The 25,718-nt window shown below is 62.7% G+C and carries 28 protein-coding genes; 7 read left to right on the top strand and 21 right to left on the bottom strand.

The window, feature by feature from the left end; all coding sequences use genetic code 11:
• Positions 1–100 precede the first annotated feature (100 nt).
• The 4 genes from glnA (at position 101) to ntrC (ending at position 4,789) form a co-directional block, all read left to right on the top strand.
• Positions 101–1,516: a type I glutamate--ammonia ligase gene (glnA, locus tag H7F36_RS12260; protein WP_187051087.1), complete on the top strand. Its 1,416-nt coding sequence runs from the start codon at positions 101–103 to the stop codon at positions 1,514–1,516.
• 132 nt (positions 1,517–1,648) lie between these two features.
• On the top strand, positions 1,649–2,164 hold the full coding sequence (locus H7F36_RS12265) for a hypothetical protein (protein WP_187051088.1): 516 nt from the start codon (positions 1,649–1,651) through the stop codon (positions 2,162–2,164).
• 2 nt (positions 2,165–2,166) lie between these two features.
• Positions 2,167–3,243: a nitrogen regulation protein NR(II) gene (glnL, locus tag H7F36_RS12270; protein WP_187051089.1), complete on the top strand. Its 1,077-nt coding sequence runs from the start codon at positions 2,167–2,169 to the stop codon at positions 3,241–3,243.
• 25 nt (positions 3,244–3,268) lie between these two features.
• Complete coding sequence (ntrC, locus tag H7F36_RS12275; RefSeq protein WP_187051090.1) at positions 3,269–4,789, top strand: nitrogen regulation protein NR(I); 1,521 nt, start codon at positions 3,269–3,271, stop codon at positions 4,787–4,789.
• A 39-nt stretch (positions 4,790–4,828) separates the two neighbouring features.
• On the opposite strand, the gene H7F36_RS12280 is transcribed toward ntrC, so the two are convergent.
• The 19 genes from H7F36_RS12280 to H7F36_RS12370 all read right to left on the bottom strand — a co-directional run bounded on the left by H7F36_RS12280 (position 4,829) and on the right by H7F36_RS12370 (position 22,025).
• Complete coding sequence (locus tag H7F36_RS12280) at positions 4,829–6,019, bottom strand: ABC transporter substrate-binding protein (RefSeq protein WP_187051091.1); 1,191 nt, start codon at positions 6,017–6,019, stop codon at positions 4,829–4,831.
• 84 nt (positions 6,020–6,103) lie between these two features.
• On the bottom strand, positions 6,104–6,811 hold the full coding sequence (locus tag H7F36_RS12285; RefSeq protein WP_187051092.1) for an ABC transporter ATP-binding protein: 708 nt from the start codon (positions 6,809–6,811) through the stop codon (positions 6,104–6,106).
• A complete protein-coding gene (locus H7F36_RS12290) occupies positions 6,798–7,586 on the bottom strand; it encodes an ABC transporter ATP-binding protein (protein ID WP_187051093.1) in 789 nt (262 codons plus the stop codon). Before H7F36_RS12290 ends, H7F36_RS12285 begins: the two co-directional genes overlap by 14 nt.
• Complete coding sequence (locus H7F36_RS12295) at positions 7,579–8,610, bottom strand: branched-chain amino acid ABC transporter permease (protein WP_187051094.1); 1,032 nt, start codon at positions 8,608–8,610, stop codon at positions 7,579–7,581. Before H7F36_RS12295 ends, H7F36_RS12290 begins: the two co-directional genes overlap by 8 nt.
• Positions 8,610–9,476: a branched-chain amino acid ABC transporter permease gene (locus tag H7F36_RS12300; protein WP_187051095.1), complete on the bottom strand. Its 867-nt coding sequence runs from the start codon at positions 9,474–9,476 to the stop codon at positions 8,610–8,612. The genes H7F36_RS12295 and H7F36_RS12300 overlap by 1 nt, the downstream gene beginning before the upstream one ends.
• A gap of 180 nt (positions 9,477–9,656) precedes the next feature.
• The gene (locus H7F36_RS12305; protein WP_187051096.1) at positions 9,657–10,178 is read right to left on the bottom strand and encodes a hypothetical protein; all 522 of its coding nucleotides are present in this window, start codon (positions 10,176–10,178) and stop codon (positions 9,657–9,659) included.
• Between the two features lie 4 nt (positions 10,179–10,182).
• A complete protein-coding gene (gene xth / locus H7F36_RS12310; protein ID WP_187051097.1) occupies positions 10,183–10,962 on the bottom strand; it encodes an exodeoxyribonuclease III in 780 nt (259 codons plus the stop codon).
• A gap of 112 nt (positions 10,963–11,074) precedes the next feature.
• Entirely contained in the window at positions 11,075–12,133 is a 1,059-nt protein-coding gene (locus H7F36_RS12315) for an alpha/beta hydrolase (RefSeq protein WP_261802255.1), read from the bottom strand.
• A gap of 60 nt (positions 12,134–12,193) precedes the next feature.
• Positions 12,194–13,183 (bottom strand): dihydroxyacetone kinase subunit DhaK, encoded by a 990-nt coding sequence (gene dhaK / locus H7F36_RS12320; protein WP_187051098.1) that lies wholly within the window; start codon positions 13,181–13,183, stop codon positions 12,194–12,196.
• Between the two features lie 9 nt (positions 13,184–13,192).
• Positions 13,193–13,813, bottom strand: a complete 621-nt coding sequence (gene dhaL, locus H7F36_RS12325) for a dihydroxyacetone kinase subunit DhaL (protein WP_187051099.1) — start codon at positions 13,811–13,813, stop codon at positions 13,193–13,195.
• Positions 13,814–13,856: 43 nt separating this feature from the next.
• Positions 13,857–14,921 carry an ABC transporter ATP-binding protein gene (locus H7F36_RS12330; protein WP_261802256.1) on the bottom strand — a complete coding sequence of 355 codons (1,065 nt, stop codon included), beginning with the start codon at positions 14,919–14,921 and terminating at the stop codon, positions 13,857–13,859.
• Positions 14,878–15,999: an ABC transporter ATP-binding protein gene (locus H7F36_RS12335; RefSeq protein ID WP_187051100.1), complete on the bottom strand. Its 1,122-nt coding sequence runs from the start codon at positions 15,997–15,999 to the stop codon at positions 14,878–14,880. Before H7F36_RS12335 ends, H7F36_RS12330 begins: the two co-directional genes overlap by 44 nt.
• A gap of 4 nt (positions 16,000–16,003) precedes the next feature.
• Positions 16,004–16,183 (bottom strand): hypothetical protein, encoded by a 180-nt coding sequence (locus H7F36_RS12340; protein WP_187051101.1) that lies wholly within the window; start codon positions 16,181–16,183, stop codon positions 16,004–16,006.
• Positions 16,180–17,136, bottom strand: a complete 957-nt coding sequence (locus H7F36_RS12345; RefSeq protein WP_187051102.1) for a carbohydrate ABC transporter permease — start codon at positions 17,134–17,136, stop codon at positions 16,180–16,182. The genes H7F36_RS12340 and H7F36_RS12345 overlap by 4 nt, the downstream gene beginning before the upstream one ends.
• A gap of 9 nt (positions 17,137–17,145) precedes the next feature.
• The gene (locus tag H7F36_RS12350; RefSeq protein WP_187051103.1) at positions 17,146–18,099 is read right to left on the bottom strand and encodes a carbohydrate ABC transporter permease; all 954 of its coding nucleotides are present in this window, start codon (positions 18,097–18,099) and stop codon (positions 17,146–17,148) included.
• A 3-nt stretch (positions 18,100–18,102) separates the two neighbouring features.
• Positions 18,103–19,425 carry an ABC transporter substrate-binding protein gene (locus H7F36_RS12355; protein ID WP_410003086.1) on the bottom strand — a complete coding sequence of 441 codons (1,323 nt, stop codon included), beginning with the start codon at positions 19,423–19,425 and terminating at the stop codon, positions 18,103–18,105.
• 68 nt (positions 19,426–19,493) lie between these two features.
• Positions 19,494–20,525 (bottom strand): LacI family DNA-binding transcriptional regulator, encoded by a 1,032-nt coding sequence (locus H7F36_RS12360; protein WP_187051104.1) that lies wholly within the window; start codon positions 20,523–20,525, stop codon positions 19,494–19,496.
• Positions 20,526–20,676: 151 nt separating this feature from the next.
• Positions 20,677–21,168 (bottom strand): dihydrofolate reductase, encoded by a 492-nt coding sequence (locus tag H7F36_RS12365; RefSeq protein ID WP_187051105.1) that lies wholly within the window; start codon positions 21,166–21,168, stop codon positions 20,677–20,679.
• Positions 21,168–22,025 (bottom strand): thymidylate synthase, encoded by an 858-nt coding sequence (locus H7F36_RS12370; protein WP_187051106.1) that lies wholly within the window; start codon positions 22,023–22,025, stop codon positions 21,168–21,170. The genes H7F36_RS12365 and H7F36_RS12370 overlap by 1 nt, the downstream gene beginning before the upstream one ends.
• Positions 22,026–22,059: 34 nt before the next feature.
• Between H7F36_RS12370 and nthA the strand changes: the two genes are divergently transcribed.
• The 3 genes from nthA to H7F36_RS12385 are packed head-to-tail and all read left to right on the top strand — an operon-like array spanning position 22,060 to position 23,767.
• On the top strand, positions 22,060–22,704 hold the full coding sequence (nthA, locus tag H7F36_RS12375) for a nitrile hydratase subunit alpha (RefSeq protein WP_187051107.1): 645 nt from the start codon (positions 22,060–22,062) through the stop codon (positions 22,702–22,704).
• Positions 22,701–23,408, top strand: coding sequence for a nitrile hydratase subunit beta (nthB, locus tag H7F36_RS12380; RefSeq protein ID WP_261802258.1), 708 nt, complete (start codon positions 22,701–22,703; stop codon positions 23,406–23,408). Before nthA ends, nthB begins: the two co-directional genes overlap by 4 nt.
• Positions 23,405–23,767: a nitrile hydratase accessory protein gene (locus H7F36_RS12385; RefSeq protein ID WP_187051108.1), complete on the top strand. Its 363-nt coding sequence runs from the start codon at positions 23,405–23,407 to the stop codon at positions 23,765–23,767. The genes nthB and H7F36_RS12385 overlap by 4 nt, the downstream gene beginning before the upstream one ends.
• Positions 23,768–23,809: 42 nt before the next feature.
• Here the strand turns inward: H7F36_RS12385 and H7F36_RS12390 are convergent, their stop codons facing one another.
• Positions 23,810–25,228, bottom strand: coding sequence for an FAD-binding oxidoreductase (locus tag H7F36_RS12390; RefSeq protein WP_187051109.1), 1,419 nt, complete (start codon positions 25,226–25,228; stop codon positions 23,810–23,812).
• Entirely contained in the window at positions 25,225–25,698 is a 474-nt protein-coding gene (locus tag H7F36_RS12395) for a DUF2069 domain-containing protein (RefSeq protein ID WP_187051110.1), read from the bottom strand. The genes H7F36_RS12390 and H7F36_RS12395 overlap by 4 nt, the downstream gene beginning before the upstream one ends.
• Between the last annotated feature and the right edge of the window lie 20 nt (positions 25,699–25,718).

The raw sequence follows: 25,718 nt of genomic DNA on the forward strand, positions 1-25,718 counted from the left end.
CTCATGGGCCGCAGAACCCAGCCAGGCTCAGGGGACAATGGCACAAAACCTGCATTCATTTCTTCCGCGTTTCCAACCACTATCCCAACAGGAGAACCTGATGTCAAAGACCGTCGCCGATGTACTCAAACTCGTCAAGGAAAGCGAGGTCAAGTTCATCGACTTCCGATTCACCGACACGCGAGGCAAAGAGCAGCACGTGACCGTGCCGGTATCCGCTTTCGATGAAGACAAGTTCACCTCGGGCCACGCGTTCGACGGCTCGTCGATTGCCGGCTGGAAAGGCATCGAAGCGTCGGACATGCAGCTCATGCCCGACCCGAACACCGCCAATATCGATCCGTTCTTCGAAGAGACCACGCTGATCCTGACCTGCGACGTGATCGACCCGGTCGACGGCAAGCCTTATGAGCGCGATCCACGTTCGCTGGCAAAGCGCGCCGAGGCTTACATGAAGGCTTCGGGCCTTGGCGACACGGCCTATTTCGGGCCGGAGCCGGAATTCTTCGTTTTCGACAGCGTGCGCTGGAGGAACGACATGTCGGGCTGCTTCGTGAAGATCGATTCCGAAGAGGCTTCGTGGAACACCGACAAGGAATACGAGCACGGCAATACCGGCCATCGCCCAACCACCAAGGGCGGTTACTTCCCTGTGCCCCCGGTCGACAGCTTCCAAGACATGCGCTCTGAAATGTGCTTGGTGCTGGAAGCACTCGGCATTCCGGTCGAAGTGCATCATCATGAAGTCGCGAATGCGGGCCAGATGGAACTCGGCACCAAGTTCAGCACGCTGACGCAACGCGCCGATTGGGTCCAGTTGCAGAAGTACGTGATCCAGAACGTGGCCCATGCCTACGGCAAGACCGCGACCTTCATGCCCAAGCCGATCGTCGGTGACAACGGCTCCGGCATGCACGTTCACCAGTCGGTCTGGAAAGACGGCAAGAACCTGTTCGCAGGCGACGGTTATGCCGGGCTGTCGGAATTCGCACTGTTCTACATCGGCGGCATCATCAAGCACGCCCGCGCGCTGAACGCCATCACCAACCCCGGCACCAACAGCTACAAGCGCCTGGTTCCTGGTTTCGAGGCACCGGTCAAGCTGGCGTACTCGGCCAAGAACCGCTCGGCTTCGATCCGTATTCCGTTCGTGGCCAACCCCAAGGGTCGCCGCGTCGAAGCGCGCTTCCCCGATCCGCTGATGAACCCGTACCTGGGTTTCGCTGCATTGCTGATGGCCGGCCTCGACGGCGTGGAAAACAAGATCCATCCGGGCGAAGCCGCCACCAAGGATCTGTACCATCTGCCGCCGGAAGAAGATGCGCTGATCCCGACCGTGTGCCACAGCCTCGACCAGGCGCTGGAGCATCTCGACAAGGACCGCGCCTTCCTCACCAAGGGCGGCGTGTTCACCGATTCGTACATCGATGCGTACATCGATTTGAAGATGACCGAAGTCACGCGCTTCCGCATGGCGACGCACCCGGTCGAATTCGACATGTACTACTCGCTGTAAACCGGCTTACCCGGTTCACGCGTTAAAAAAGGACGGCCCAGGCCGTCCTTTTCTTTTTGTGGGGAACAAGCCGAAGGTCGTATTGTCGAATTGCACGAAAATATCAGCTTGATGCGCACTACCTCCACCCCCATGAAGACTGCTTCTTTTCTATTGATGGCTGCCTCGCTCGTCGCATCTCTGGCCGGCGTATCTGCCTTCGCGCAGGAGAAAGTTTTTCGCTGCGGCAACGAATACACCAACAACGCAGCCGACGCGGCCAAGCGCGGCTGCAAGGTGATGGAAGGCGGCAACTTGACGATTGTGCAAGGCACCACGCCGCGTGGCGCTTCGGTTGGCGGCAGCGCTAGTGGCTCATCGGCCGCAAAGGCACCGGCCGGCAGCCCGCGCGTCGAGGGCTCCGACCAGCGCGCACGCGATGGCGAGGCCCGCTCGGTGCTCGAGTCCGAACTCAAGAAGGCCGAGTCCCGGCAAGCCGAATTGCTGAAGGACTTCAACAATGGCGAGCCCGAGAAGCAGGGCGCCGAGAGTCGCAACTACCAGAAATATCTCGATCGGGTCGCCGAAATGAAGGCCGAGATTGCCCGCAACGAGAGCGACATCGCCGGCATCAGGCGCGAAATAGGCCGCTTGCCGGCCAGAAACTGAGGATGGTTTTCGGCAAGCCCGCCGGCACCGGCAAGCGCTTTCAAACCTTCGATCTTCTCTCTACATTGATCGCCGTCGTCCGCATGGACGGCGCGGTTTCGTTCGCCAACGCCGCGCTTGAAGACGCGCTGGGTACGTCGCGTCGAACGCTTGAAGGTTCACCGTTCGGCAACTGTTTCAATGAGCCGAACGTCTTCCGCACTGCTATCGATGGTGCGCGCAGCAACGACTTTGCGACCCTGCGCTACGAAGCGCTGCTGCGTCGCGGCAGCCACGAAATGATGCCGGTGCAGGTGACCCTGGCGCAAGGCGACAAGCCGGGCGAACTCATCATTGAACTGATCCCGATCGAGCAGCAAGTGCGGCAGGACCGCGAAGAGCGTTTGCTCGATCAGGCGCAGGCAAACAAGGAACTGATCCGCAATCTGGCGCACGAGATCAAGAACCCGCTCGGCGGCATCCGTGGCGCTGCGCAGCTGCTGCAGATGGAGGTGGAGTCGCGTGATCTTGTCGAGTACACGCAGGTCATCATTCATGAGGCCGACCGCTTGCAGACGCTGGTAGACCGGCTGCTGGCGCCCCATCGGCGGCCGCATGTGGTGGGTGACGTCAACATCCATGAAGTGTGCGAGCGGGTGCGCTCGGTGATCTTGGCGGAGTTCCCGCGCGACCTCGACATTCAGCGCGATTTCGATCCGTCACTGCCGGAGTTTCGCGGCGATCGTGAGCAGCTGATTCAGGCCACGCTCAACATCGTTCACAACGCGGCGCAGGCGTTGGCCGAGCGACGCGCGGCCGGCGACGCGCGCATCACGCTCAAGACGCGCGTTGCCCGACAAGTGATCTTCAATAAGCAGTGGTATCGATTGGCACTGGAATTGCATGTGATCGACAACGGACCGGGTGTGCCGGATGCGATCAAGGACCGCATCTTTTACCCGCTCGTCTCCGGAAGGGAAGGTGGAACCGGGCTGGGGCTGACGCTAGCGCAGACATTTGTGCAGCAGCACCACGGCCTGATCGAGTGCGACAGCGTACCGGGCCGGACCGATTTCAAAATACTGATACCGCTGCCGTAGCGCAGCGATGGCAACAAGGAGCTGCATGAAGCCGATTTGGATAGTGGACGACGACCAGTCGATCCGCTTCGTGCTGGAGAAAGCGCTGCTGCGCGAAGACCTGCCGACACGCAGCTTCACCAACACCCGCGAAGTGCTCGCCGCGCTCGAGCTGGCAGCCGACGATGAAACGCAGGGCCCTCAAGTCCTGGTGAGCGACATCCGCATGCCTGGCGGCTCGGGGCTCGACCTGCTCGACAAGATCAAGGCCAAGCACCCCGGCCTGCCCGTCATCATCATGACGGCGTTCTCCGACCTCGATAGCGCCGTTTCCGCGTTCCAGGGAGGAGCTTTCGAATACCTGCCCAAGCCTTTCGACTTGCCACGCGCAGTCGAGTTGATCCGGCGCGCTGTCGACGAGAGCCAACGCGAAGAAGTGGCCGAAGAGCGCATGGCCGCGGCGCCCGAAATGCTGGGCCAGGCGCCTGCCATGCAGGACGTGTTCCGTGCCATCGGACGGCTGTCGCAGAGCAACGTGACGGTGCTGATCACCGGTGAATCGGGTTCGGGCAAAGAGCTCGTGGCGCGCGCGTTGCACAAGCATTCGCCGCGCACCAATGGCCCGTTTGTCGCTATCAACACCGCCGCCATTCCCAAGGATTTGCTCGAGAGCGAATTGTTCGGCCACGAGCGCGGCGCCTTTACCGGAGCGCAGACCATGCGACGCGGCCGCTTCGAACAGGCCGAAGGCGGGACGCTGTTTCTCGATGAAATCGGCGACATGCCGTTCGACTTGCAGACGCGTTTGCTGCGCGTGCTGAGCGACGGTCATTTCTATCGCGTCGGTGGCCATAACTCGGTCAAAGCCAATGTGCGCGTGATCGCTGCCACACACCAAGACCTGGAACAGCGCGTCAAGATCGGTGGATTTCGTGAAGACTTGTTTCACCGGCTCAACGTGATTCGTCTGCGTCTGCCGGCTTTGCGCGAGCGCGGTGAAGACGTGCCCGCACTCACTCGGCACTTCCTGCAGCAGAGCGCCAAGCAACTCGGAGCCGAACCCAAGCGCATCTCGGATGCCGCGCTGACGCAGCTTGCGACCTTCGCGTTTCCGGGCAACGTGCGTCAGCTCGAAAATATTTGCCACTGGCTGACCGTCATGGCGCCCGCGCAGCTGGTCGAAACCAAAGACCTGCCGCCTGAGGTGCTGGCGGTGGTGCCGGTCGAGGCGCCCATCGTTGCGCATGCCCAGCCCCAGATGGCGACCGCAGCGCCCGCGCATTCGTCCGAGCAGCTGGCGATGCCAGCCCCCGTGTTGACTGCCATGACGGAGGCTTCGACATTCGCGGGTTCTGCGGGCTGGGAAAGCGGGCTCGAAGAGGAGGCGCAAGCCTTGCTCGAAGCCGGTCGCAACGATGTCTGGGATGTCTTGTCGAAACGCTTCGAGTCTCGACTCATCCTTACCGCGTTGGCCAACACGCGCGGCCGGCGCATCGAGGCTGCACAAAAGCTCGGCATCGGGCGCAATACGATCACGCGCAAGATCCAGGAGCTCGGCATCGAGTGATGCCGGCCTGCTGCATGCCAGTGTGTGCGGCGGGGTGCCTTACTTCAGCAGTTCGCTCAAGCTCACCGGCTTGATCTTGCCGCCTTCGACGGTCACCACCACCGGATCGACAATGGTGCCGCCCACCGCATCGACGCCCTTGAATTCGCCGGCGTTTTGATCCTTTGGCAGCTTCATCAGCGCATCGTTCATCTGGGCGCGAATGGCGGCCGCATCGGTGCTCGTACCCGCCGCTTTCATGGCCGCGGCCAGCGCGTGCGTCATGGCGTAGTTGTACGAAGATTCTGTGGTCGGGTCTTTGTCGGCGCCGTACGCCTTGCGGTATGCGGCGGCAAAGGCTTTGGGGCCTGGGCGTTCGTCGTACGAAACCGGCATCACGCCAATGGAGCCTTCGAGCATGGCCAGTCCACCGGTGACCTTGGACATCTCATCGAGCTTGGCCTGGTCCATGATTAAAAAACCGCCCTTGAACCCGAGCTCGCGCGCCTGTTTGGCGACCAGCGCGGTCGGCTCCGAAGGGCCGCCGACAAACAGCACGTCGGGCTTCTCGGCCAGCACCCGGCTCACGCCGCTGTAGAAGTCGGCCGAGCGGTTGTACGACATGGGGTTGTTGGAAACCACCGTGCCGCCGGCCTTGACCCACGCTGGCTCGAACAGTGCGCTCCAGTTCTTGGCGTAGTCGTGGTCACCCGGCAGCATGCCGACCTTCTTGCCGTACTTCTTCATCTCGTATTTGGTGAAGGGCTCGATGTACGAGTTGAACGTCGGAGGGATCCGGATGGTCAGCTTGTTGCCGGTTTCTGTGATCTTGGGCGTGCTCGAGTACGCCATCACGATGAACTTCTCTTGCTCGTTGAAGGCCTGCATGGCGTAGATGCCGCCGGAATGCGGCACGAACACTGCCGCCGTCTGGTATTGCTGCACCAGCCGACGCGCGTTGATGGCTGCTTCAGCCGGGGAGTACTTGTCGTCCAGCGACACGAGTTCGAGCTTGACCTTCTTGCCGGCTACCTCGAGCCCGGTGGCGTTGATCTCCTTGATCGCCATCTCTATGCCGTTGACCACGTTCTTGCCATACAGCGCGGCACCGCCGCTCAACGGGCCGGTGTAGCCGATCTTGACGAGGTCTTGCGCCAAGGCAGAGCCGGCACCCATGGCGCCTATCGCCCCGAGCAGGGTCGCAGCGATGGGCAGCAGGGCCAGGCGGCGGCGGGGGGTCGTGTTCTTCATGATCAGAGTCTCCTGAGGGTTGCAACGAATGGAAGGAAAGTAGCAGGGAGGCGGTGCGGCTCGTTGTACCGTGCGGTCATGCGATCAGGCGCCGATGTAGGCAGCGCGCACCGCCTCGTTGTTGAGCAACGAATCACGATCGCCTTCGAGCGTGATGCGGCCACGTTCGATGACGTAGGCGCGATGCGCGATCGCCAGCGCCGAGTACGCGTTCTGTTCTGCCAGCAGCACCGTAGTGCCCGCACGGTTGATCCGCTGGATGACCTCGAACACCTGCTTCACGACCAGCGGCGCCAGGCCGAGCGACGGCTCGTCGAGCAGCAACACCTTGGGTCGTCCGAGGATTGCGCGGCCGATCGCCACCATTTGCTGCTGCCCGCCGGACAGCGAGCCGGCCGGGTCGTTCTGCTTTTTTTCGAGAATTGGAAACAGGCCGAACACCTCGTCGAGCGAACGCTTGATGCCGGCTTTGTCGCTGCGGTGGACATAGGCGCCGAGCACCAGATTCTTTTTGACCGACATCATCGGAAAAAGCTTCCGTCCTTCGGGACAGTGAACCACGCCGGCTCCGACGATCTGCGCCGGTCGCTTGCCGACCAACTCGCTGTCGGCGAATCGAATGCTGCCGGCACTCGCTTTTTGAATGCCGCTGGCCGCCATGAAGATCGATGTCTTACCCGCACCGTTGGCGCCCAGCAGAACCACCAGTTCGCCGGCAGACGCATGCATCGTGACGCCGCTCAGTGCGCGAAAGCTGCCGTAGTGAAGGTCGACGTTTTCAAACCGCAGCATGGTCGGCTCCGGCATGGGTTCCCGCATCGGTCCCGAGATAGGCTTCGATGACTTGCGGATCGCGGCGGATTTCGGCCGGCGTTCCTTCGGCGATCTTGGCGCCGTTGTTGAGCACGACGATCTTGTCGGCCAGCCGCATGATCATGTCCATCTTGTGTTCGATCAGACACACGGTCTTGCCATGGTCGACCAGCTTTCGAATCAGTGCCGCAAGTCCCACGGTTTCTTCGGGATTGACGCCACCGGCGGGTTCGTCGAGCAATAGCAACTCGGGGTCGGTTGCCAGTGCCAGCGCAAAGGCGACGCGCTTGCGCTCCTCTTGCGTGATGTCGGCGGCGATGCGGTTCGCGATATGGGAGAGGCCGACGAAGTCGAGCGACTCCCGTGCCTTCTCGCGGCACAAGCGCTCTTCGCCTTGGAGCCTCTTGCTGTTGACCACGACATCCCACAGACCCGACTGCGTGCGCAGCCGATAGCCGACGATCAGGTTGTCGAGCACCGTTGCGTTGTCGAACAGGTGAGTCGACTGAAAAGTACGTGCAATGCCGAGACCTGCCACCTGATCGGGCCGCAAGCCCGTGACGTCTTGTCCCTTGAATTCGATGCGTCCGGAGGTCGGTTTGTGCGTGCCTGCCACCAGGTTGAAGAAGGTGGTCTTGCCGGCGCCGTTGGGGCCGATGATGGCGCTGACCTGGCCGCGCTCGAAGCGCGTGGTGACGTGGTCGACGGCGGTAAGGCCGAAGAAGTGCTTGGTCAGGTCGGTGATCTCAAGCATGGTGCTTCGCCTTCGCCTTCGCCTTCGCCGTCGTTTCGACGAACTGCGTGGTCGTGGTTGCGGCCGCAGCAGACTCCGCTGCATCGGCGCGCCGCGCACGCCGCTTCAGGTAGGTGCCGACGATGCCATTGGGCAAGAAGATGATGAGCGCGATCAGCACGGGACCGAAGACGACCATGCGGTAGTCCTGCAGGAACTGCAAGCTCTGTGTGAGCCATGTGACCAGGAAGGTGCCGACCAGTGGTCCGAGCAGCGTGCCGATGCCGCCGACCAGTATGAACATCACGAGGTCGAAGGTCACGGTTTCGCTTGCGAGATCGGGACCGAGAAAGCGCACCTGCCCGGCGTAGAGAGCGCCGGCAAAACCGGCGTACGTTACCGACAGCACGAACGACAGCGTCTTGGTGCGCATCAGGTTGATGCCCAGCGCCTCGGCCAGTTCGTCGCTGTTGCGCACCGCCATGAAGCTGCGCCCGAGCAGCGAGCGCACGATGCGCGCCATGATCCAGATGGCCAGTGCCAGGAAGGCAAGCACCAGGTAGTACTGCGACAGCGGCGTGCCGAACTGCAGCGGGCCGATGCCGCTCGGCGCCGGAATGCCCATGATGCCGACCGGCCCGTGCGTCAGGCTCTCCCACTTTTCGATCAGCAAAAACATGATGTAGCTGATGCACAGCGTGAAGATCGAAAAGTAGTGGCCCTTGAGTCGCAGCGACAGCAGCCCGACGAAGAAGCCGATGCTGGCCGTCACCAAGCCTGCGAGCACAAATGCGACCCAGAATGGCACGTGGTGATCGACCGTCAGGATGCCTACCGTGTAAGCGCCGACCGCCATGAAAGCGCCGTGCGCCAGGTTGAACTGGCCGGTGTAGCCGGTGATGAGGTTGAGCCCCAGTGCCGCGATTGCCATGATGAAGGCTTGCGTTGCGACAGAGAGCAGGTAGTTGTTCTGCGCGAAGAGCGGAAAGATCAGCGCCACCACCGCCAGCAGGGCCCAGCCGGCTTTGCCTTCGAGCAGTTTCATCAGCGCGCTCCCTTGGCGGTGAAGAGGCCCTGCGGTCTGAACGACAGGATCACCACCAACAGAACGAAGGCGATGATGTCCTTGTAGTCGGTCGAGAAATAGAAGCCGCCAAAGCTCTCTGCCATGCCGATGATCAGGCCGCCCACGATGGCACCCGGAAAGCTGCCCATGCCGCCCAGGATGATGATGACGAAGGCCTTGGTGATCACCAGGTTTCCCATCGCCGGATACACCAGGTTGATGGGCGCATAGAGCACCGCAGCGATAGCGGCGAGCGCCCCTGAAATTGCAAACACCAGCAGCGTTACGCGCGTGGCGTCGATGCCGACCAGCGCGGCGCCATCGCGGTTTTGCGCCATCGCGATGATGGTCGAGCCGATCACGGTGTAGTTCAGGAACAGGTGCAGCAAGATCATCAGGCTGAACGCACCCGCGATGATCAGCAGACGCTGCAGCGGCGCGGTCAACCCGAAGATTTCAACGACCTGTCCATAAGGCGTTGGCATGCGATGAAACTCGGCGCCGAACACGGCCTGCGCGCCGGCTTCGAGGAACAGCAGGATGCCGATGGCCGCGATCATGTCGTGCAGTTCTGGCGCGTTGCGCAGCGGGTGAAACACGAGCCGGTCGGCCAGCATTGCCAGCACCGCCACGGCCGCGGCGGCACCGAGCATGGCGATCCAGTAGTTGAGCCCGAGCGCCGTCATCAGGTAGTAGCCGACAAAGGCGCCGGCCATGTAGAACGTCCCGTGTGCAAAGTTCGGAACATGAAGAATGCCGTACACCAGCGTGAGGCCGAGCGCCACCAGGCTGTACACGCCGCCCACGGTCAAACCGTTTAGCAATTGCTGAAAAAAAAGTTCCAATTCGATCCCCTGCACAACTCCTGCGCGACGCCCGAAAGCACGTCTGCAACGCAAGCCCGCGATTGTGGAAGCTGGGGTCGCTCTCGTCGACTGAGGTTTGCCCGCAGACTCGCTGTCGCCTCAGTGACTGATCGGCGCGACGTTGGTCGCGAGGTCCACGGAAACAAGGTCCGTGAAAAGTTAGCGAGAGCGCTGGCCGAGGGTTAGCGAATCCAGTTGAAAGTTGCCGCCCTTGTCCCAAAGCCAGGTCTCGACATAGGTGTGCGCGCCGAGCTTGCCGGGGTTCGGTAACGGGGACGCTTCCTTGATGAGTTCGGCGATCTTCGGGGGCACTTCAGGTGCGTGACTCGGCACGCGGCTATAAAAAACGTTGATCACATTGCCGTTCGCATCGACATCGGTTTCGACTACGACCACCGCATACACCAGCGGCGGAATCTTGCCCTTGTAGATGCGCTTCGGATACATCTTGTAAATGTGCGCGGCAGCGGTCTTCCGATAGGTTTTGATCACTGGCGTCTGCTGCGTGATGAGCCGCACCGTCGGCACCTCCGACTTGGCTTCAGCCGCCTTTTCCGATGCAGTTACTGCAGATTCTTTGGCCGCTGCTTTCTCGTCCGACTTGAAGAGACCGCAACCTGCCAGCAGCAACGACAGAGTGAGAGTCGGGGCGAGGCCCGAAAGCAATCGATAGCGACGCATCGGGTCAGCTACCGAGCTCGAGCGTCACCGGCGCATGGTCGCTCGGCTTCTCCCATTTGCGGGGCACGCGATCGATCGTGCAGCTCTTGGCAAGCGACACTAGCGGCTCGCTGATCAGGACGTGATCGATGCGCAAGCCGCGATTCTTCTGGTAGCCCAGCATGCGGTAGTCCCACCATGAGTAGCTCTTCTCGGGTTGATCGAAAAGCCGGAAGCTGTCGGTCAAGCCGAGCGCCAGCAAGGCCTTGAAGTGGTCGCGCTCTTCGGTCGTGTGATGAATGGTCTCGGCCAGCCCTATGGGGTCGAAGCTGTCGCGGTCTTCCAGCACGATGTTGAAGTCGCCCAGCAGCACCAGCTTCGGATGTGCGGCCATTTCCGCGCGAAGCCACTCGCGCAAGCCATCGAGCCAGCGCATCTTGTAGGCGAACTTGTCACTGCCCGGCGCCTGACCGTTGACGAAGTAGCCGTTGACGACGCGCACGTCGCCAATCGGCGTGTCGAGCGTCGCGCTGACTACGCGCGAATGTTCGTCGACGAATCCACCGATGTTTTTCGCGACGTCGCGCATCGGCAGGCGGCTCAGGATCGCGACGCCGTTGTACGTCTTCTGGCCGAACACCGCAGCGTCGTAGCCGGCCGCCTTGAGTACATCGAGCGGAAACTTTTCGTCGCTCATCTTGAGCTCTTGCAGGCACAGCACATCGATGGGATTGGCGGCAAGCCAGTCGAGTACATGCTGGAGGCGGGCGGTCAGGGAATTTACATTCCAGGTGGCGATCTTCATGGTTGAACTGGTATCTTATTCATGACGGCAAAAGGCAGTCTGCTTTTGCTCTGGCTAATTTACATCTTCGCTGATGGACGCAGGCTGCCGACCGTGATGCGTCGACGCCCCTCTATTTCTTGAGGTGCTTGTTCAAGAAGTAAGCGATCTCGGTGAAGGCCTCGCGCACTTCCGGAATGCGGTCGTCGCGGCCGTACTGCGCGTGCGATTGGCCTTCATAGACCTGGAGGAAGGAGTCGATACCGAGGTTGCGCAGCTTGCGATGGACACGCACGGTGTTGCTGAGCAACAGGTCGCGTGTTCCGGAGGTCAGAATTGTCGGTGGAAAGCCGCTCATGTCCCCGTACACCGGCGAGATCAGCGGGTCTTTTAGGTCATGGCCGTTGGCATAGAACGCCGCCGCGGCGTCGCAGAAGCCTTCAGTGGATACCAGCACGTTGTCGAGCATGGCATTCGTATAAAACGTGTCGCCGCTCTTCGTGCTGTCGGACATGGGCGTACCGGAGGCGATGCCACCGGGCATGGGCAAGCCCAACTGTTTGGCGCGCAGTCCCATCTCCAGCACCAATGCTCCGCCAGCGGAAGTGCCGATCAAGCCCACGCGCTTAGGGTCTGTCTTTGCGATCACTTCCTTGTACACCGCCATCGAGTCATCGAGAGCAGCCGGAAAGTAAGCCTCGGGTGGCATGCGGTAGTCGACCGCGATGACCCGGTAGCCCCCGATGGCCGCGATCAGCATCGCCTCGGGCAACGCGGCCTCCGCGGGGTTGAGGACGTAGCAGCCTCCATGAATCTGAACCAACATGCGATTGCGGTTTTCCGGAAGGATCTTTTCGGGCGTCACCGTGTAGATCCTTACGCCGGCCATCATTCCGGGCTCAACGCGCACTTTGAGCCGCTCGCGCATGGCCTCCACGTTCGGGGCAGCGCCAGCGCGAATGGCTTCCGCAAGTTGCTTCCAGCCTTCGGCCGTGGTGGGCGGTGTGTTCCAGCCGGAGCGCAGCGGCTGCGCGATGATCTGTTGCAGTTCAGGGCTGACCGTCGTTGGGACGGGAATGGTTTTCGCTGGCACTTCCCGTGGCGCGAGCGGAGTTGTCTGGGCAAGGACGCCAGCGGTGGAGAGGAAAAGGGCAGCGGCGGTCGCCGCAAGGCAGGAAAGTTTGGGCAGCACGAATTACTCCGGATTTTTTCAACAGGGGCAACGCCCGAAACATCGTGCGGGGAGTATGGTTCACATTCCCCAACGCAACGCAGCCGCATGCACCGGCGCATCCCACAGGGTCAGCGCCTCCGCATCGAGCGCGCTCACCGTCACTGAGCAACCCGCCATTTCGAGCGACGTCACGTAAGAGCCCGTGAGGTAGCGCGCCACTTTCACGTTGGCACCCGCCAGCACCTTGCGCACGGCGTTCACCATCAAATAGAGTTCGAGTAGCGGCGTGCCGCCGAAGCCGTTGACGAGCAGCAGCACTTCTTGCCCGCGCTTCAGCGACAGGTCTTTCAGGATGGCGTCGGTCAGCTCGGCAGCGATGTCGTCGGCCGATGCCAGCTTGACGCGGCGGCGGCCAGGTTCGCCATGGATGCCGACACCCATTTCCATTTCGTCCGCGCCGATCTGAAAAGTCGGCTTGCCGGCCGCCGGCACGGTGCACGAGGTCAACGCGACACCCATCGAGGCGGTGGCCTTGTTGACCGAATCGCCGAGTGCTTTGAGCGCATTGAGCGTGTCGCCGCGCTCTGCTGCGGCACCCAGTATTTTTTCGACGATGAGTGTGCCGGCAACGCCGCGGCGGCCGGTGGTGTACGTCGAGTTTTCGACGGCCACGTCGTCGTTGACGATCACCGTTTCGTTGTCGCATCCCACCATCTCGGCCGCCATCTGGAAGTTCATCATGTCGCCCGAATAGTTCTTCACGATGAAGAGCACACCGGCGCCGGTGTCGACTGCTTGCGCCGCGGCCAGCATCTGGTCGGGCGTGGGCGAGGTGAACACCTGACCGGGACAAGCGGCATCGAGCATGCCGTATCCGACAAAGCCCGTATGCAGTGGTTCATGGCCTGAGCCGCCGCCTGAAATGAGGCCGACCTTGCCGGGCTTGAGCGTGCGTCGCTGCACGAACTGGCCGGCCTCCCCGAGCGTGACGATATCGGCGTGCGCCGCAGCAAAGCCGTCCAGTGACTCGACCAGCATGAAATCGACGTCGTTGATTAGCTTCTTCATAGGGTGCTTTCAGGCGGAAGGGAGGGAGGTTCGGTTGGTCTGGTGCAGGCTGTCGCAGATCGCCGCGATGACCAGCGCAACCGACCGCGAGCCGGGGTCGACATGGCCCAGCGCTCGATCGCCGAGAAACGATGCGCGCCCCTTGATGGCGTCCATTTGCGCGGTAGCGTCGGAACTGTCGAAGGCGCACTGCCTGACGCGAGCTAGGAGGTCGTCGCCGCCTCGCGCGAGCGTTTTCTCTACCGGATCGAGCACGTCGAGCAGCGTCTTCTGTCCGACCTCCGCCTTGCCCAGGCGCGTGAGCGCCTTGATGCCCGCATTGACTGCACTGGCCAGCGCGGCGGCGGTGGGCGGGTCGGGCAGTTCCGTGGCCAGCGTGAGCAGCAGCGTGCCGAACACCGGGCCCGCCGAGCCGCCGATCTTCGACATGCAGGTAAGGCCCATGGTGCGCAGCGCGTCGTTGAGCGACATCGCTGCCAACTCGTCTTGCCGCGCCTGGATCGCCAGTGCGCCGCGCCGCATATTGATGCCGTGGTCGCCGTCACCGATAGCCTGGTCGAGTGCTGTCAGTTCATCGGCATGGTCGATCAGCGTCTGGGTTGCGTTCCGGATCAGTTCCGAGTGGTTCATCGTGGTCTCCCAAGAAAATATTGACGCCGAAAAAGTTGATGTTTCAGGCGGCGATGCGCCGGCCGCCGGCGTCGAACCACAGCGGCCGCAGCAGTTCGACACGCACCGCGTCGCCGGTTTCAAAGCTGGCGCCGGTGGGCATCGCGGTCACCATATCCTGTTCACTGTCGTCCAGCCGGACGTGCACGAGGTGCTGGTCGCTGAGTCGTTCGATGCGGTTGACGTGGGCGCCCCGGTGATAGGGGTCGATCGCATTCCGGTGCAGTCGCAAATGCTCCGCGCGCACGCCGATGGTCGCGGTGTGCACCGGCGCCGCGACATCGGGGAGCAACGCACGCGGCAACAGGTTGATGCGGGGCGAGCCGAGCCGCGCCGCAACCTGGCTGCTCGCCGGGTCTTCGTAGATTTGCCGCGGTGTGCCTACCTGCGCCAGCCGGCCGCCGTCGAGCACGCCGATGCGCGTTGCCATCGTCAGTGCCTCGATCTGGTCGTGCGTGACGTAGAGCATCGTCGCGCCGAGGTCTTGCTGGATGCGCTTGAGTTCGAGCCGCAAATCGTTGCGCAGCTTGGCATCGAGCGACGACAGCGGCTCGTCCATGAGATAGACCGACGGGCTGCGCACCAGCGCGCGACCGATGGCCACGCGTTGCATCTGGCCGCCCGAGAGCTTGGTGGCAGGGCTCTGCAATTTGTCGTCGATGCGCAGCATGTGCGCCACCTCTTCGACCTTGCGGCGCAACTCCGGTTCAGGCGTTGGCCGCAACGGTGAACGCAGCGGAAACGCAAGGTTGTCGTACACGCTCAGGTGCGGGTAGAGCGAATACTGCTGGAACACGAAAGCGACATCGCGCAGCGCCGGCGCCAGCGCCGTGACGTCGCGTCCGCCGATCGACACGCGACCGGCGTCCGGTGTTTCGAGTCCAGCCACCAGCCGCAGCGTGGTCGTTTTGCCCGCACCGCTCGGTCCCAGCAACACGAAGAACTCGCCGCTGGCGATGTCGAGCGTGAGACCGTTCACCGCCTGCACCGCGCCAAAGCGCTTGCCGACACCAGCCATGCGCAGTTCAGCCATGTCGTGCCCCATTTCGAAGGGTGTGCGGTTGGTCATCGCGCGCCGTGCGCAGCGCGCGCCCCGAGGCGTCGTCGAATAGCGAGACCGCGGCCGCATCGAACGCAAGACCGACGTGGTCGCCGCGTTTCGCGGCGCTGTTCACGTCGACCTTGGCGCGCAGCATTGCGCCTTGTGCCGTGTTCAAAGTCACGATGGTGCTGGTGCCGAGGTATTCGGTGCCGAGCACCTCGGCGCGCAACGCCGAGCGGTCGTCGAAGCGCACATGCTCCGGGCGCACGCCGCACAACAGCGCGCGGCCTGAAACGTCTTCGCGAAGTGCCGGCACGCCGACCGGCGCATCGCCGATGCGGATGGCGTCGGCACCCTGCGCCAGTGCTGCTTCGAAGGGCAAGAAGTTCATCGACGGTGCGCCGATGAAGTCGGCCACGAACACGCTTGCGGGCCGCTCGTACACCTCGAGCGGCGCACCCAGTTGCTCGATGACCCCCTGGTTCATGATGGCGATGACATCGGCCATGGCCATGGCTTCCATCTGGTCGTGCGTCACGTACACGGTGGTGGCGTGCAGCCGGTCGTGCAGTGCGCGCAGCTCGCGGCACATGACTTCGCGAAACTCGGAGTCCAGTGCGCCCAGCGGTTCGTCCATCAAAAAGGCGAGCGGCTCCCGCACGATGGCGCGGCCCAGCGCCACGCGTTGCCGATCGCCGCTCGACAGTTGCGACACCGGCTTGTCGAGCAAATCGACGATGCGCAGCACGCGCGCGGCTTGCTCGACCTGCCGGTCGATCTCGGCACGCGGCATGCCTTGCGACACCAGCGGAAATGCGATGTTGCGCCGAACGTTCATGTGCGGGTAGAGCGCGAACATCTGGAACACGAAGGCGATATCGCGTGCCGATGCGCGCTTGAAGCTGACGTCTTCGTCGCCCAGAAAGATCTGCCCCGACGTTGGCAGCTCGAGCCCGGCGATCATGCGCAGCGTGGTCGTCTTGCCGCAACCGGAAGGGCCGAGCAAACAGAAGAATTCTCCGTCGTGCACGGTGAACGTCGAGTCCTTCACGGCGGTGAATTCGGCAAAGGCCTTATGCAGTTGGTGAACGCGGATCTCGGCCATACAGCTACTCGGGGAATTTCGACACGACCATGAACATCAGAGTGCCGAAGAGGGTGGTCAGAAACGACCAGGTGAACAGCACCATTGCGATGGGCTGCAGCATCATCACCAAGCCGAGCGTGATCACTGCGCAGGCCAGCATTTCCATGCGGCCGCGCCGCAGCCATCGAGGCCAGGTTGTCATTTGCGTACCGCCCCGAAGGTGATGCCGCGCAGCAGATGCTTGCGCAGCAGGATGGTGAACACCAGGATCGGAATCAGGAACAGCGTGGTACCGGCCGCGACCGCCGGCCAGTCTTGCCCGCCTTCGCCAATGATGATGGGGATGAAGGGCGGCGCTGTCTGCGCAGTGCCCGAAGTAAGCAGGACCGCGAACGCGTATTCGTTCCAGGCAAAGATCAGGCAAAAGATGGCGGTCGCCACGATGCCGGTCGTCGCCTGCGGCAGCACCACTTTGCGAAAGGCCTGCAATCGCGTGTAGCCGTCGACCATCGCGGCTTCTTCATATTCCCGCGGGATCTCGTCGATGAAACCCTTCAGCAGCCAGACCGCAAGCGACACGTTGACCGCGCTGTAGAGCAGGATCATGCCGAGGCGTGTGTCCGACAGGCCGAGCTCCCGGTACATCAGGTAGATCGGTATCGCTACGGCGATCGGCGGCATCATGCGCGTCGACAAAATGAAGAACAGCAGGTCGTCCTTGAACGGCACCTTGAAACGGGAGAATGCATACGCAGCCATCACGCCGAAGCCGACCGACAGCACCGTCGAGCCGAACGCGATGATCAACGAGTTGATGAAGCGCGGCACGTAGTTCGACGGTCCGGCTACCACCATATTGGCGTTGCGCGCGACCTTGTCGCAGGTGTCGGTCGGTGGCGGGAGTGCGGCGATGTATTCGGGTGTCTGCCGCGAGCGCGTCGTGAAGAGGTTGCAATAGCCTTCGGCCGATGGCGTGAAGAGAATCTTCGGCGGGTAGCTGATCGAGTCCGGCGGCGTCTTGAAGCCGGTGAGAACGATCCATACCAGCGGCACGATGGTGATAAGCGCATACAGCGCGACCAGCGCGCCGGCGATAAAGCGCGTGCGGTCGCTCGGCTCGACGACAGAATGCGCGCTGCTAATGCCCAGGCTCATGGCGTGCTCCTAGCGGTTTTTCACGTGGTTGAGGGCCTTGACGTAAATGTTGGCCAGGCCGAACACCGCTACGAAAAGGATGATGGCAAAGGCCGACGAATAGCCGGTACGCCACTTCTCGAAAGCCTCTCGCTTCAACGTGATCGACGCGAGCTCCGTGGTCGAGCCTGGGCCGCCCGAGGTGAGCAGGTTCACCATGTCGAACATCTTGAAGTTCTCGATTCCGCGAAACAGCACAGCCAGCATGATGAAGGGCAGCACCATCGGCAGCGTGATCGACAAGAACTGCCGCCACTTCGATGCGCGGTCGACTTCCGCCGCCTCGTAGATGTAGTCGGGAATGGAGCGCAGGCCCGCCAGGCAAATGAGCATGACGTAGGGCGTCCACATCCAGGTGTCGACTATGACGATGGCCCACGGCGCCAGCCTGACCGAGCCGATCATCTCGAACGACGAGGGTGGAATGCCGGTCAGAAACGAGACTGCGTAATTGAAGAGGCCGGTTTGCGGCTGGTATAGAAACGCCCAGAAGTTACCGACCACCGCGGGCGACAGCATCATCGGAATCAGGATCATCGTGGTCCAGAAACCGTGGCCGCGAAACTTGCGATCGATCAGGTAGGCCAGCGCAAAGCCGATCAGCATCTGCAGGAAGATGGTCCAGAACAGGAAGTGCGCCGTTGCCTGCATCGCCAGCCAGATGTCGGGGTCGGTCAGCACCGACACATAGTTGTCGATGCCGACATCGAGCACATTGGCGTTGGGCCGGTTCGCCCTGAAGTTGGTGAACGACAGCTTGAGGGTCCAGATCAACGGAAAGATGTTGATCGCCAACAGCAGCAGCATCGTCGGCCCGACGAACAGCCATGCAATGGCGCGGTCGGACAGTCCGCGCATCCGCACGGCCACGCCGGGCGGCGTGGCCTGTGCGGCGCGTGCGACGAATGCTCTGGGTGCGCTCATGCGTTACTTCGTCTTGCCGTCGTCCTTGAAGACCTTCGTCCAGTCGACGACCAGCGAATCGAGCGCCTCCTTGGCGGTGCCCTTGTCGGCCACCACGTAGTCGTGCACGCGCTTTTGCATGGCGAGGAGCAACTGCGCATACGAGGGCTCGGCCCAGAAGTCGACCACCATGCCCATCGAATCCAGGAAGGCTTGCGCGTAAGGCGAGCTCTTGGGGTAGGCCGGATCGTCGAGCACCGCCTTTGCCGCCGACGCACCGCCGATAGCCTGCCACTTTTTCTGCACGTCGCCGCTCGCGAACCATTTGATGTATTGCAGCGACTCGTTTTTGTTGGCCGAGTAAGACACCACCGAGATGCCCTGGCCACCGAGTTGCACGCCTTTGCCCTTGTCCGACGGATTGACGAAGAAGCCGATCTTGTCGCCACCGACATTCGGGTCTTTGTTGAGGCCTGGGAAGAAGGCGAACCAGTTCATCATCATCGCGACCTGGCCGGACTTGAACGCGTCCAGGCCTTCGCCCATGTAGGCGTTGCTGAGCCCGGGCGGCGTGCTGCCTTTGTAGAGCGCCTTGTACAACTCGAGGCCGCGCACTGCGTCCGGAGAGTTGACGAAGCCGTTCATCGCGTATGGTTTTTTCGGGTCTTCGTACTTGAAGCCGAACGGGTAGAGCACGTTGGTCACGCCCATCGTGATGCCTTCGGAGCCGCGCTCGGTGAAGAGGTAGGCGCCATAAACTTTCTTGCCGTCGATCATGCGGCCCTGAAAGAACTCGGACACCTGTTTGAACTCGGTCCAGGTCTTCGGTGGCGCGAGATCGCGGTTGAACTTGCTCTTGAATTCGGTCTGGAGCTCGGGTTTGGAGAACCAGTCCTTGCGATAGGTCCAGCCCACTGCATCGGCCATGGCGGGCAGCGCCCAGTAGTTAGGCGTGTTCTTCGGCCACTCCGCATAACCGACCACCGTGGCGGGCGCGAAGTCGGTCATCTTGATTCCTTCTTTCGCGAAGAAGTCATTCAGCTTGACGTAGTGACCTTGCTCCGCCGAGCCGCCTATCCACTGGCTGTCGCCGATGATGAGGTCGCACAGCTTGCCTTTGGAATTGAGCTCGTTAAGCATGCGGTCGGCAAAGTTGGTCCACGGCACGAACTCGAACTTCATCTTCACGCCGGTCTTGGCCGTAAAGTCTTTCGACAATTCAACCAGCGCGTTAGCCGGGTCCCATGCGGCCCAACACAGCGTGATCGTTTTGTCCTGCGCCTGCGCCGCGGCAGGGACGAGGCCCATTGCTGTCGCCGCGGCGAGGGCGAGTACCCCCGGCAGCATCTTCGACATCGATTTCATGGTCTGTTTCCAAAAAGTTGGGGATCAAGAGCACACACACCAGACGCCGTTCAGTGAAAGTTTTCGGCAGTCAGGATCTCGATGCGCGGCTGCACGACGTTGAGTGCTCCGCGAACGTTTTCGCAAAGGGCGCGCAACACACGTGCCGCTGTCGATACGCAGTAATGAATATCCTGGTGCAGGACGTAGGAGAGGCCGTTGGCGCTCAGCAGCGCGCTGTGCTCTTCGGTAAAGTCATGACTGGCGACACCCACCTTTGCGGTGAGCCCGGCGCCGGCCAGCGCGCGTGCGACGCCGACGCTGCCCGAACCGACGTTGTAGATGCCAGCGATGCGACTCGGGTCGATGTCGTCTTTCATGAAACGTTGAAGCGCTTCGCATGCGCCGTCGTCGTCAGCCGGTAGGTCGGGCGTTCGCACCATGCGCAGCCGTGCGAAGCGTTCTTCGACCACCTGCGCAAAGCCGATGCGCCGCTCTATCTCGGCCGATAGGCGCGTGGCCTGCGACGACAGCAACAGCGTGTCGCGTTTCGCGTCGTTGGCCATGCGTCCCAGCAGCAGGCCTGCCGTGCGACCGGCGGCGCGGTTGTCGGCACCGATGCAGGTCTCGCGCTTGGAGCCGGCCACGTCGGAGAACAGCGTGACCACGTGCACGCCGGACCGAACCAGTTCGTTGATGGCGAGCTTGATCGGCGGCAAGTCGGGCGCCAGCAGCGCGATGCCTTCGCACTCACCGACCTGCGCCAGTTCGGCGGCAAAGCGGGCCGGATCGGTGGCGTCGATGCGGTGCGTGACCTCGGTGATGTGCGCGTGCCTGAACTCGCCGGCCGACTGCGCTATTTGCCTGTCCACCAGATCGAGGAAAGGTGAGCCTTCGGCCGGCAGCACATAGGCGAACCGGAAGTTGGCGCCCCGCCGCGGTCGTCCCGGCTGCTGCGGCGTGCCCAGTTCGCCGACCACCTGCATCACTCGTTGCACCGTCTCGGCGTTGACGCCCGCGCGGCGATTCAAGACCCGGTCGACAGTGGCCGTTCCCACGCCGGCGAGGCGGGCGATGTCGGCAATGGTCGGTATGGAGGGCATGGACGATCAAGCTTTTATGGCTGCATCGTATTGACATCAATAATTAAATCAATCAGGGTTTTGGAGCACTGACTCCCGACGTGAGTCAATTGATTTCGAAATGTTTGGCGAGACTCGGCAGCGGTTGCCGAGCAGGGGAATCAGTAGACGCTCAAGCGCGTTCGAGCGTCACAAAGTCAAAGATCAGACCGTTGATCGACGTGTGCGATTCACGCGCGGCCTCGTGCCACTTCGCGTCCATCTCTGGCGCATACGCATCGCCCGCGTAGTCGCGCTGAATCTCGGTGACGACCGCCCGATGCGCCAACGGCTCCGCCTCTGCATAGATCTGCGCACCGCCGATGACCCATACATCGGCTGCCTGTGTTTGCTCCGCGATGCTCAGCGCATCGAGAAGGCTCGCAGCGGTCTGCGCGCCTTCTTCGTGCCAGGCTTGCTGCCGCGTCACGACTATGTTGGTGCGGCCTGGCAGCGGCCGGAACTTGGGCGGCAGAGAGTCCCAGGTCTTGCGACCCATGATCACCGGCGCCTTGGCAGTCTGCGCCTTGAAGTGCGCCATGTCTTCCGGCAAGTGCCAAGGCAATGTGCCGTTCGCGCCGATGACGCCGTTGGCCGCACGCGCGAAGATGAGGTTGATGCGCATCACACTGCGACCGGTGCCTTGATGGCCGGGTGCGGATCGTAGCCTTCGAACGCGAAGTCTTCGTACTGGTAGTCGAAGATCGACTCGGGCTTGCGCTTGATCACCAGCGTCGGATACGGGTGCGGCGTGCGGCTTAGTTGGAGCGCGACTTGTTCCGCATGGTTGCTGTAGATGTGGCAGTCGCCGCCGGTCCAGACGAAGTCGCCGACATCCAGATCGCATTGCTGCGCGACCATGTGCGTGAGCAGTGCGTAGCTCGCGATGTTGAAAGGAACGCCCAGGAAGATGTCGGCGCTGCGCTGATAGAGCTGGCAGCTCAGCTTGCCACGCTCACCTTCTTTTTGCGGCGGTGCCACGTAGAACTGGAAGAAGGCGTGGCATGGCATCAACGCCATCTTCGACAGCTCGGCCACGTTCCATGCACTCACGATGATGCGGCGCGAGTCCGGGTTCGTCTTGAGCGTATTGATCACGTCGGCAATCTGGTCGATGTGGCCACCATCGGGCGTCGGCCAGCTGCGCCACTGCACGCCGTACACCGGACCGAGGTCGCCGTCCTCGCGTGCCCACTCGTTCCAGATCGTGACGCCGCGCTCGGTCAGCCAGTTGTTGTCGCTGGAGCCGGTGAGAAACCACAGCAGTTCCTGAATGATCGACTTGACGTGCACCTTCTTCGTCGTGATCAGCGGAAAGCCTTCGTTCAGGTCGAAGCGCATCTGGTAGCCGAACACGCTCTTCGTGCCAGTGCCCGTGCGGTCGCTCTTGTGCACGCCGTGCGTGTCGACGTGGCGCATGAAGTCTTCGTATTGGGAGCGGGCGGGGCGGACGGCGGAAGTCGGTGCACATGAGGTCGGCATACTCAAATTCTAGTTCGCGGCGTAGCATCCGTTGATGAGCCAAAACACCGATGAGCATGGTCACCAACACAGCGAGCTGAGCGACATGGATTTGCGGGTGCGTGCTCTCGAGACCGTGCTCACGCAAAAGGGCTACATCGACCCGGCAGCGCTCGACGTATTGATCGATACCTATCAGACCCGCATCGGTCCGCGCAATGGCGCGCTCGTCGTGGCGCGGTCGTGGGTCGACCCCGCGTATCGCGACTGGCTCCGGGCCGATGCGAGTGCGGCCATCGCGTCGCTCGGCTACAGCGGTCGGCAGGGTGAGCACATGGTCGCGGTCGAGAACACGCCAGCCCTGCACAACATGGTGGTGTGCACGCTGTGCAGTTGCTATCCGTGGCCGGTGCTGGGCCTGCCGCCCACCTGGTACAAAAGCGCTGCCTACCGCGCGCGGGCCGTCAAGGATCCACGCGGCGTGTTGGCTGATTTTGGCGTGACGTTGCCCGAGGCCACGCGAATTCGCATTTGGGATTCGACGGCCGAGGTGCGTTACCTTGTGATCCCCGAGCGGCCCGCGGGCACAGAGGCGTTGGACGAAGCGCAACTCGCCGCACTGGTGTCGCGCGACTCGATGATCGGCACCGCCCTCGTGCATGCGCACACCCAGGCCCCCGCGCCGGGATCGTCGGCATGAGCGGCGCAACAATGGGCACGATGCCGCAACCGACGCCGTACGTCAGCCATGCCGATCTCGGCGGACAGGCCGGTCACGGCGCAGTGCTGCCCGAGCCCGAAGGCGAACTCTTTCATGCCGATTGGGAGCCACGCGTGTTGGCCCTGACGCTGGCGATGGGCGCAACCAGCAGCTGGAACATCGACGCCAGCCGGGCAGTACGCGAAACCCTGCCCGACTACCCGCAGCTCGACTACTACCGCATCTGGTTCGCCGCCCTTGAAAAGCTCATGCTTCAGCGCGGCCAGCTGTTTTCCGACGAGATGGCTGCAGGCCGCATGCTGCACGACCCCGCACCGGTGTTGCGCACATTGCAGGCTGGCAGCGTCACCGCCGCGTTGGCCAAAGGCACGCCGACCGAGCGCCCTGCCACAACGTCTGCGCGCTTCTCGGTCGGGCAGTGGGTTCGCACCCGCGCGGAGGCCGTCGATCACCACACCCGCTTGCCGGGCTACGTGCGCGGCAAGCGCGGCCGCATCGACCGCGTGCTCGGCACGCATGTCTTTGCCGACAGCCATGCGCAGGGTTTGGGCGAAGCGCCGCAATGGCTCTACACGGTGGTCTTCGACGCGGCGGAGCTTTGGTCCGATCAGACGCTGGAGCACGGGGGAGGCTCCGACGTATCGGTCGACGCCTGGGAGTCCTACTTGCACGAGGCCGCATGAGCGATCTGTTCGCGTCGTCTCCGGGACTGCCGCGCGACACCGACGGACCCGTCTTCCGCGAGCCGTGGGAGGCGCAAGCATTCGCGATGGCACTGGCGCTGAACGAGCGCGGACTGTTTACATGGATGGAGTGGGCCGACGCGTTGTCGCGGCAGATCGCAGCTGCGCAAGCTGCAGGCGATCCGGACACCGGCGATACCTACTACCGTCACTGGCTGGCAGCACTCGAAAGCTTGGTCGCCGACAAAGGCGCGAGTTCGACCGATGAGTTGGCGACCTACCGCCACGCCTGGGACCACGCGGCCGACCGCACACCGCACGGGCAATCGATCGAATTGCGCGCAACCGATTTCGGCTGAAACCTCGGACGGTCGGCGCGGCTCCTCTCGTCGCCCAGCGCTTCAGACGCGGATCACACGTCCAGGATTCAAGATGTTCTGCGGGTCGAGCCCACGCTTGATCGCGCGCATCATGCCGAGCGCGACCGGCGACTTGTGCTTTTCGAGCTTGTCGACCTTGAGCCCGCCGATACCATGCTCGGCCGAGAACGAGCCGCCGAATTCAGCGACCGCGTCGTACACCAGCGTATTGACCCGCCCCTCTTGCTCGTTGAGAAAAGCCTTCGGATCGCCGTCGATCGGCGCCTGCACGTTGTAGTGAAGGTTGCCATCGCCGAGGTGGCCAAAATTGACCAGTCGCACACCCGGAATCTCACGCTGGAGCAACGCATCGGTCGCCGCCACGAAGGCCGGAATGCGCGACACCGCAATCGAGATGTCGTGCTTGATGTTCAGGCCTTCTTCGGCCTGCGCCAGCGGAATGTTCTCGCGGATGTGCCAGAGCTGGTGCGCCTGCGTCAGGTTCTCGGCAACGACCGCATCGGTCACGCAGCCGTCTTCGAAGGCCGTTTCGAGCAGCGCTTCGAAGCGCGCACGCGCATGCTCCTCGGACTCGCTGTCCGAGTTTTCCAGCAGTACGCACCACGGCACGGCGGCATCGTCGACGAAGGGCACGCGCAGTTGCGGCATGTGCTTGGCTACCAGGCTAAGTGCGAACTTGCCCATTACTTCGAAGCCGGTCAAGCCGGAGCCGAGGTGCTTGTGCGCCAGACCGAGCAAGGTCACCGCGTGTTCCAGGGACGGCACCGCGGCCCAAGCGGTGAGGCGCGCGGCGGGCAGCGGGTACAGCTTGATCGTGGCGGCCGTGATGATGCCGAGGGTGCCTTCGCTGCCGATCATCAGATCGCGCAGGTCGTAGCCGGTGTTGTCCTTGCGGAGGCCACTGGTGCCCTCCCAGATCTCGCCTTGCGGCGTGACGACTTCAAGCCCGAGGCAGAGGTCCCGCGTGTTGCCGTAGCGCACGACCTGCGTGCCGCCAGCGTTGGTCGCCAGGTTGCCGCCGATGGTGCAGCTGCCTTCGGCGGCGAGGCTCAGCGGGAATAGAAAACCGGCCTTCTCGGCCGCCTCTTGCAGCGTTTGCAGGATGCAACCGGCTTCCACTGTCATCGTCAGATTGGCCGCATCGGTGGCGCGAATCGCGTTCATGCGTTGCAGGCTCAGCACCACCTGCGTGCCGCTGCCATCAGGCGTCGACCCGACCGCGAGGCCTGTGTTGCCGCCCTGAGGCACGATCGACGTGCCGACTGCGGCGCAGGCCTTGACGACTTCGGCAACCTGCTGCGTATCGGCCGGGCGGACCACGGCCAGCGCCTTGCCGCGTTCGCGCTTGCGCCAGTCTTGCACCCATGCGGTGAGGTCGCCTTCTGTAAGGACGTTGCCAGCGCCGACGATGGCGCGCAGTTGTTCGATGAGTGCGGTCAAGGCGCTGAACCCTCCAGATTGCCAACGTTTCGAAGAGCGGCGGCCTGGCTCAAGCGCGTGCGCACGTGCCAGGCACAGGCCACGAAAAGAGAGAGGCACAGGGCGACTTCGATCAGCGCGAGTACCTGACCCACGCCATTGCGGTCGCTCCAGGCGCGCACCACGCCCTCGATGAAATAGAGCCAGATCATCAGGCTGACCCAGCGGTAGGTGTACATGCGGTTTTTGAGCAGCCCGGCGAGTGGCACGACCAACGGCAGCACCTTGAGCGCGAGCAGCGATCCGCCAGGCCGGATCGGCGCAAGCCACAGCTCCCACACAAGGCCGAGCAAGATGAGTCCCACCAGGCTGCCGACAGCGAGCCGGCGCGTTGCGACCACGCTGGAACTGACCGGTGCTGCGGGAACAGCGGCGGTGGAAGCGGCAGTGGAAGCGGCGGCTGAAGAGGGCTGCGGGGAGGTGGTTTTCATGTTCGAGATGTCCCCTCGTG

Origin of the sequence: Variovorax sp. PAMC28562, from assembly GCF_014303735.1 — a bacterium.
Classification (GTDB): domain Bacteria; phylum Pseudomonadota; class Gammaproteobacteria; order Burkholderiales; family Burkholderiaceae_C; genus Variovorax.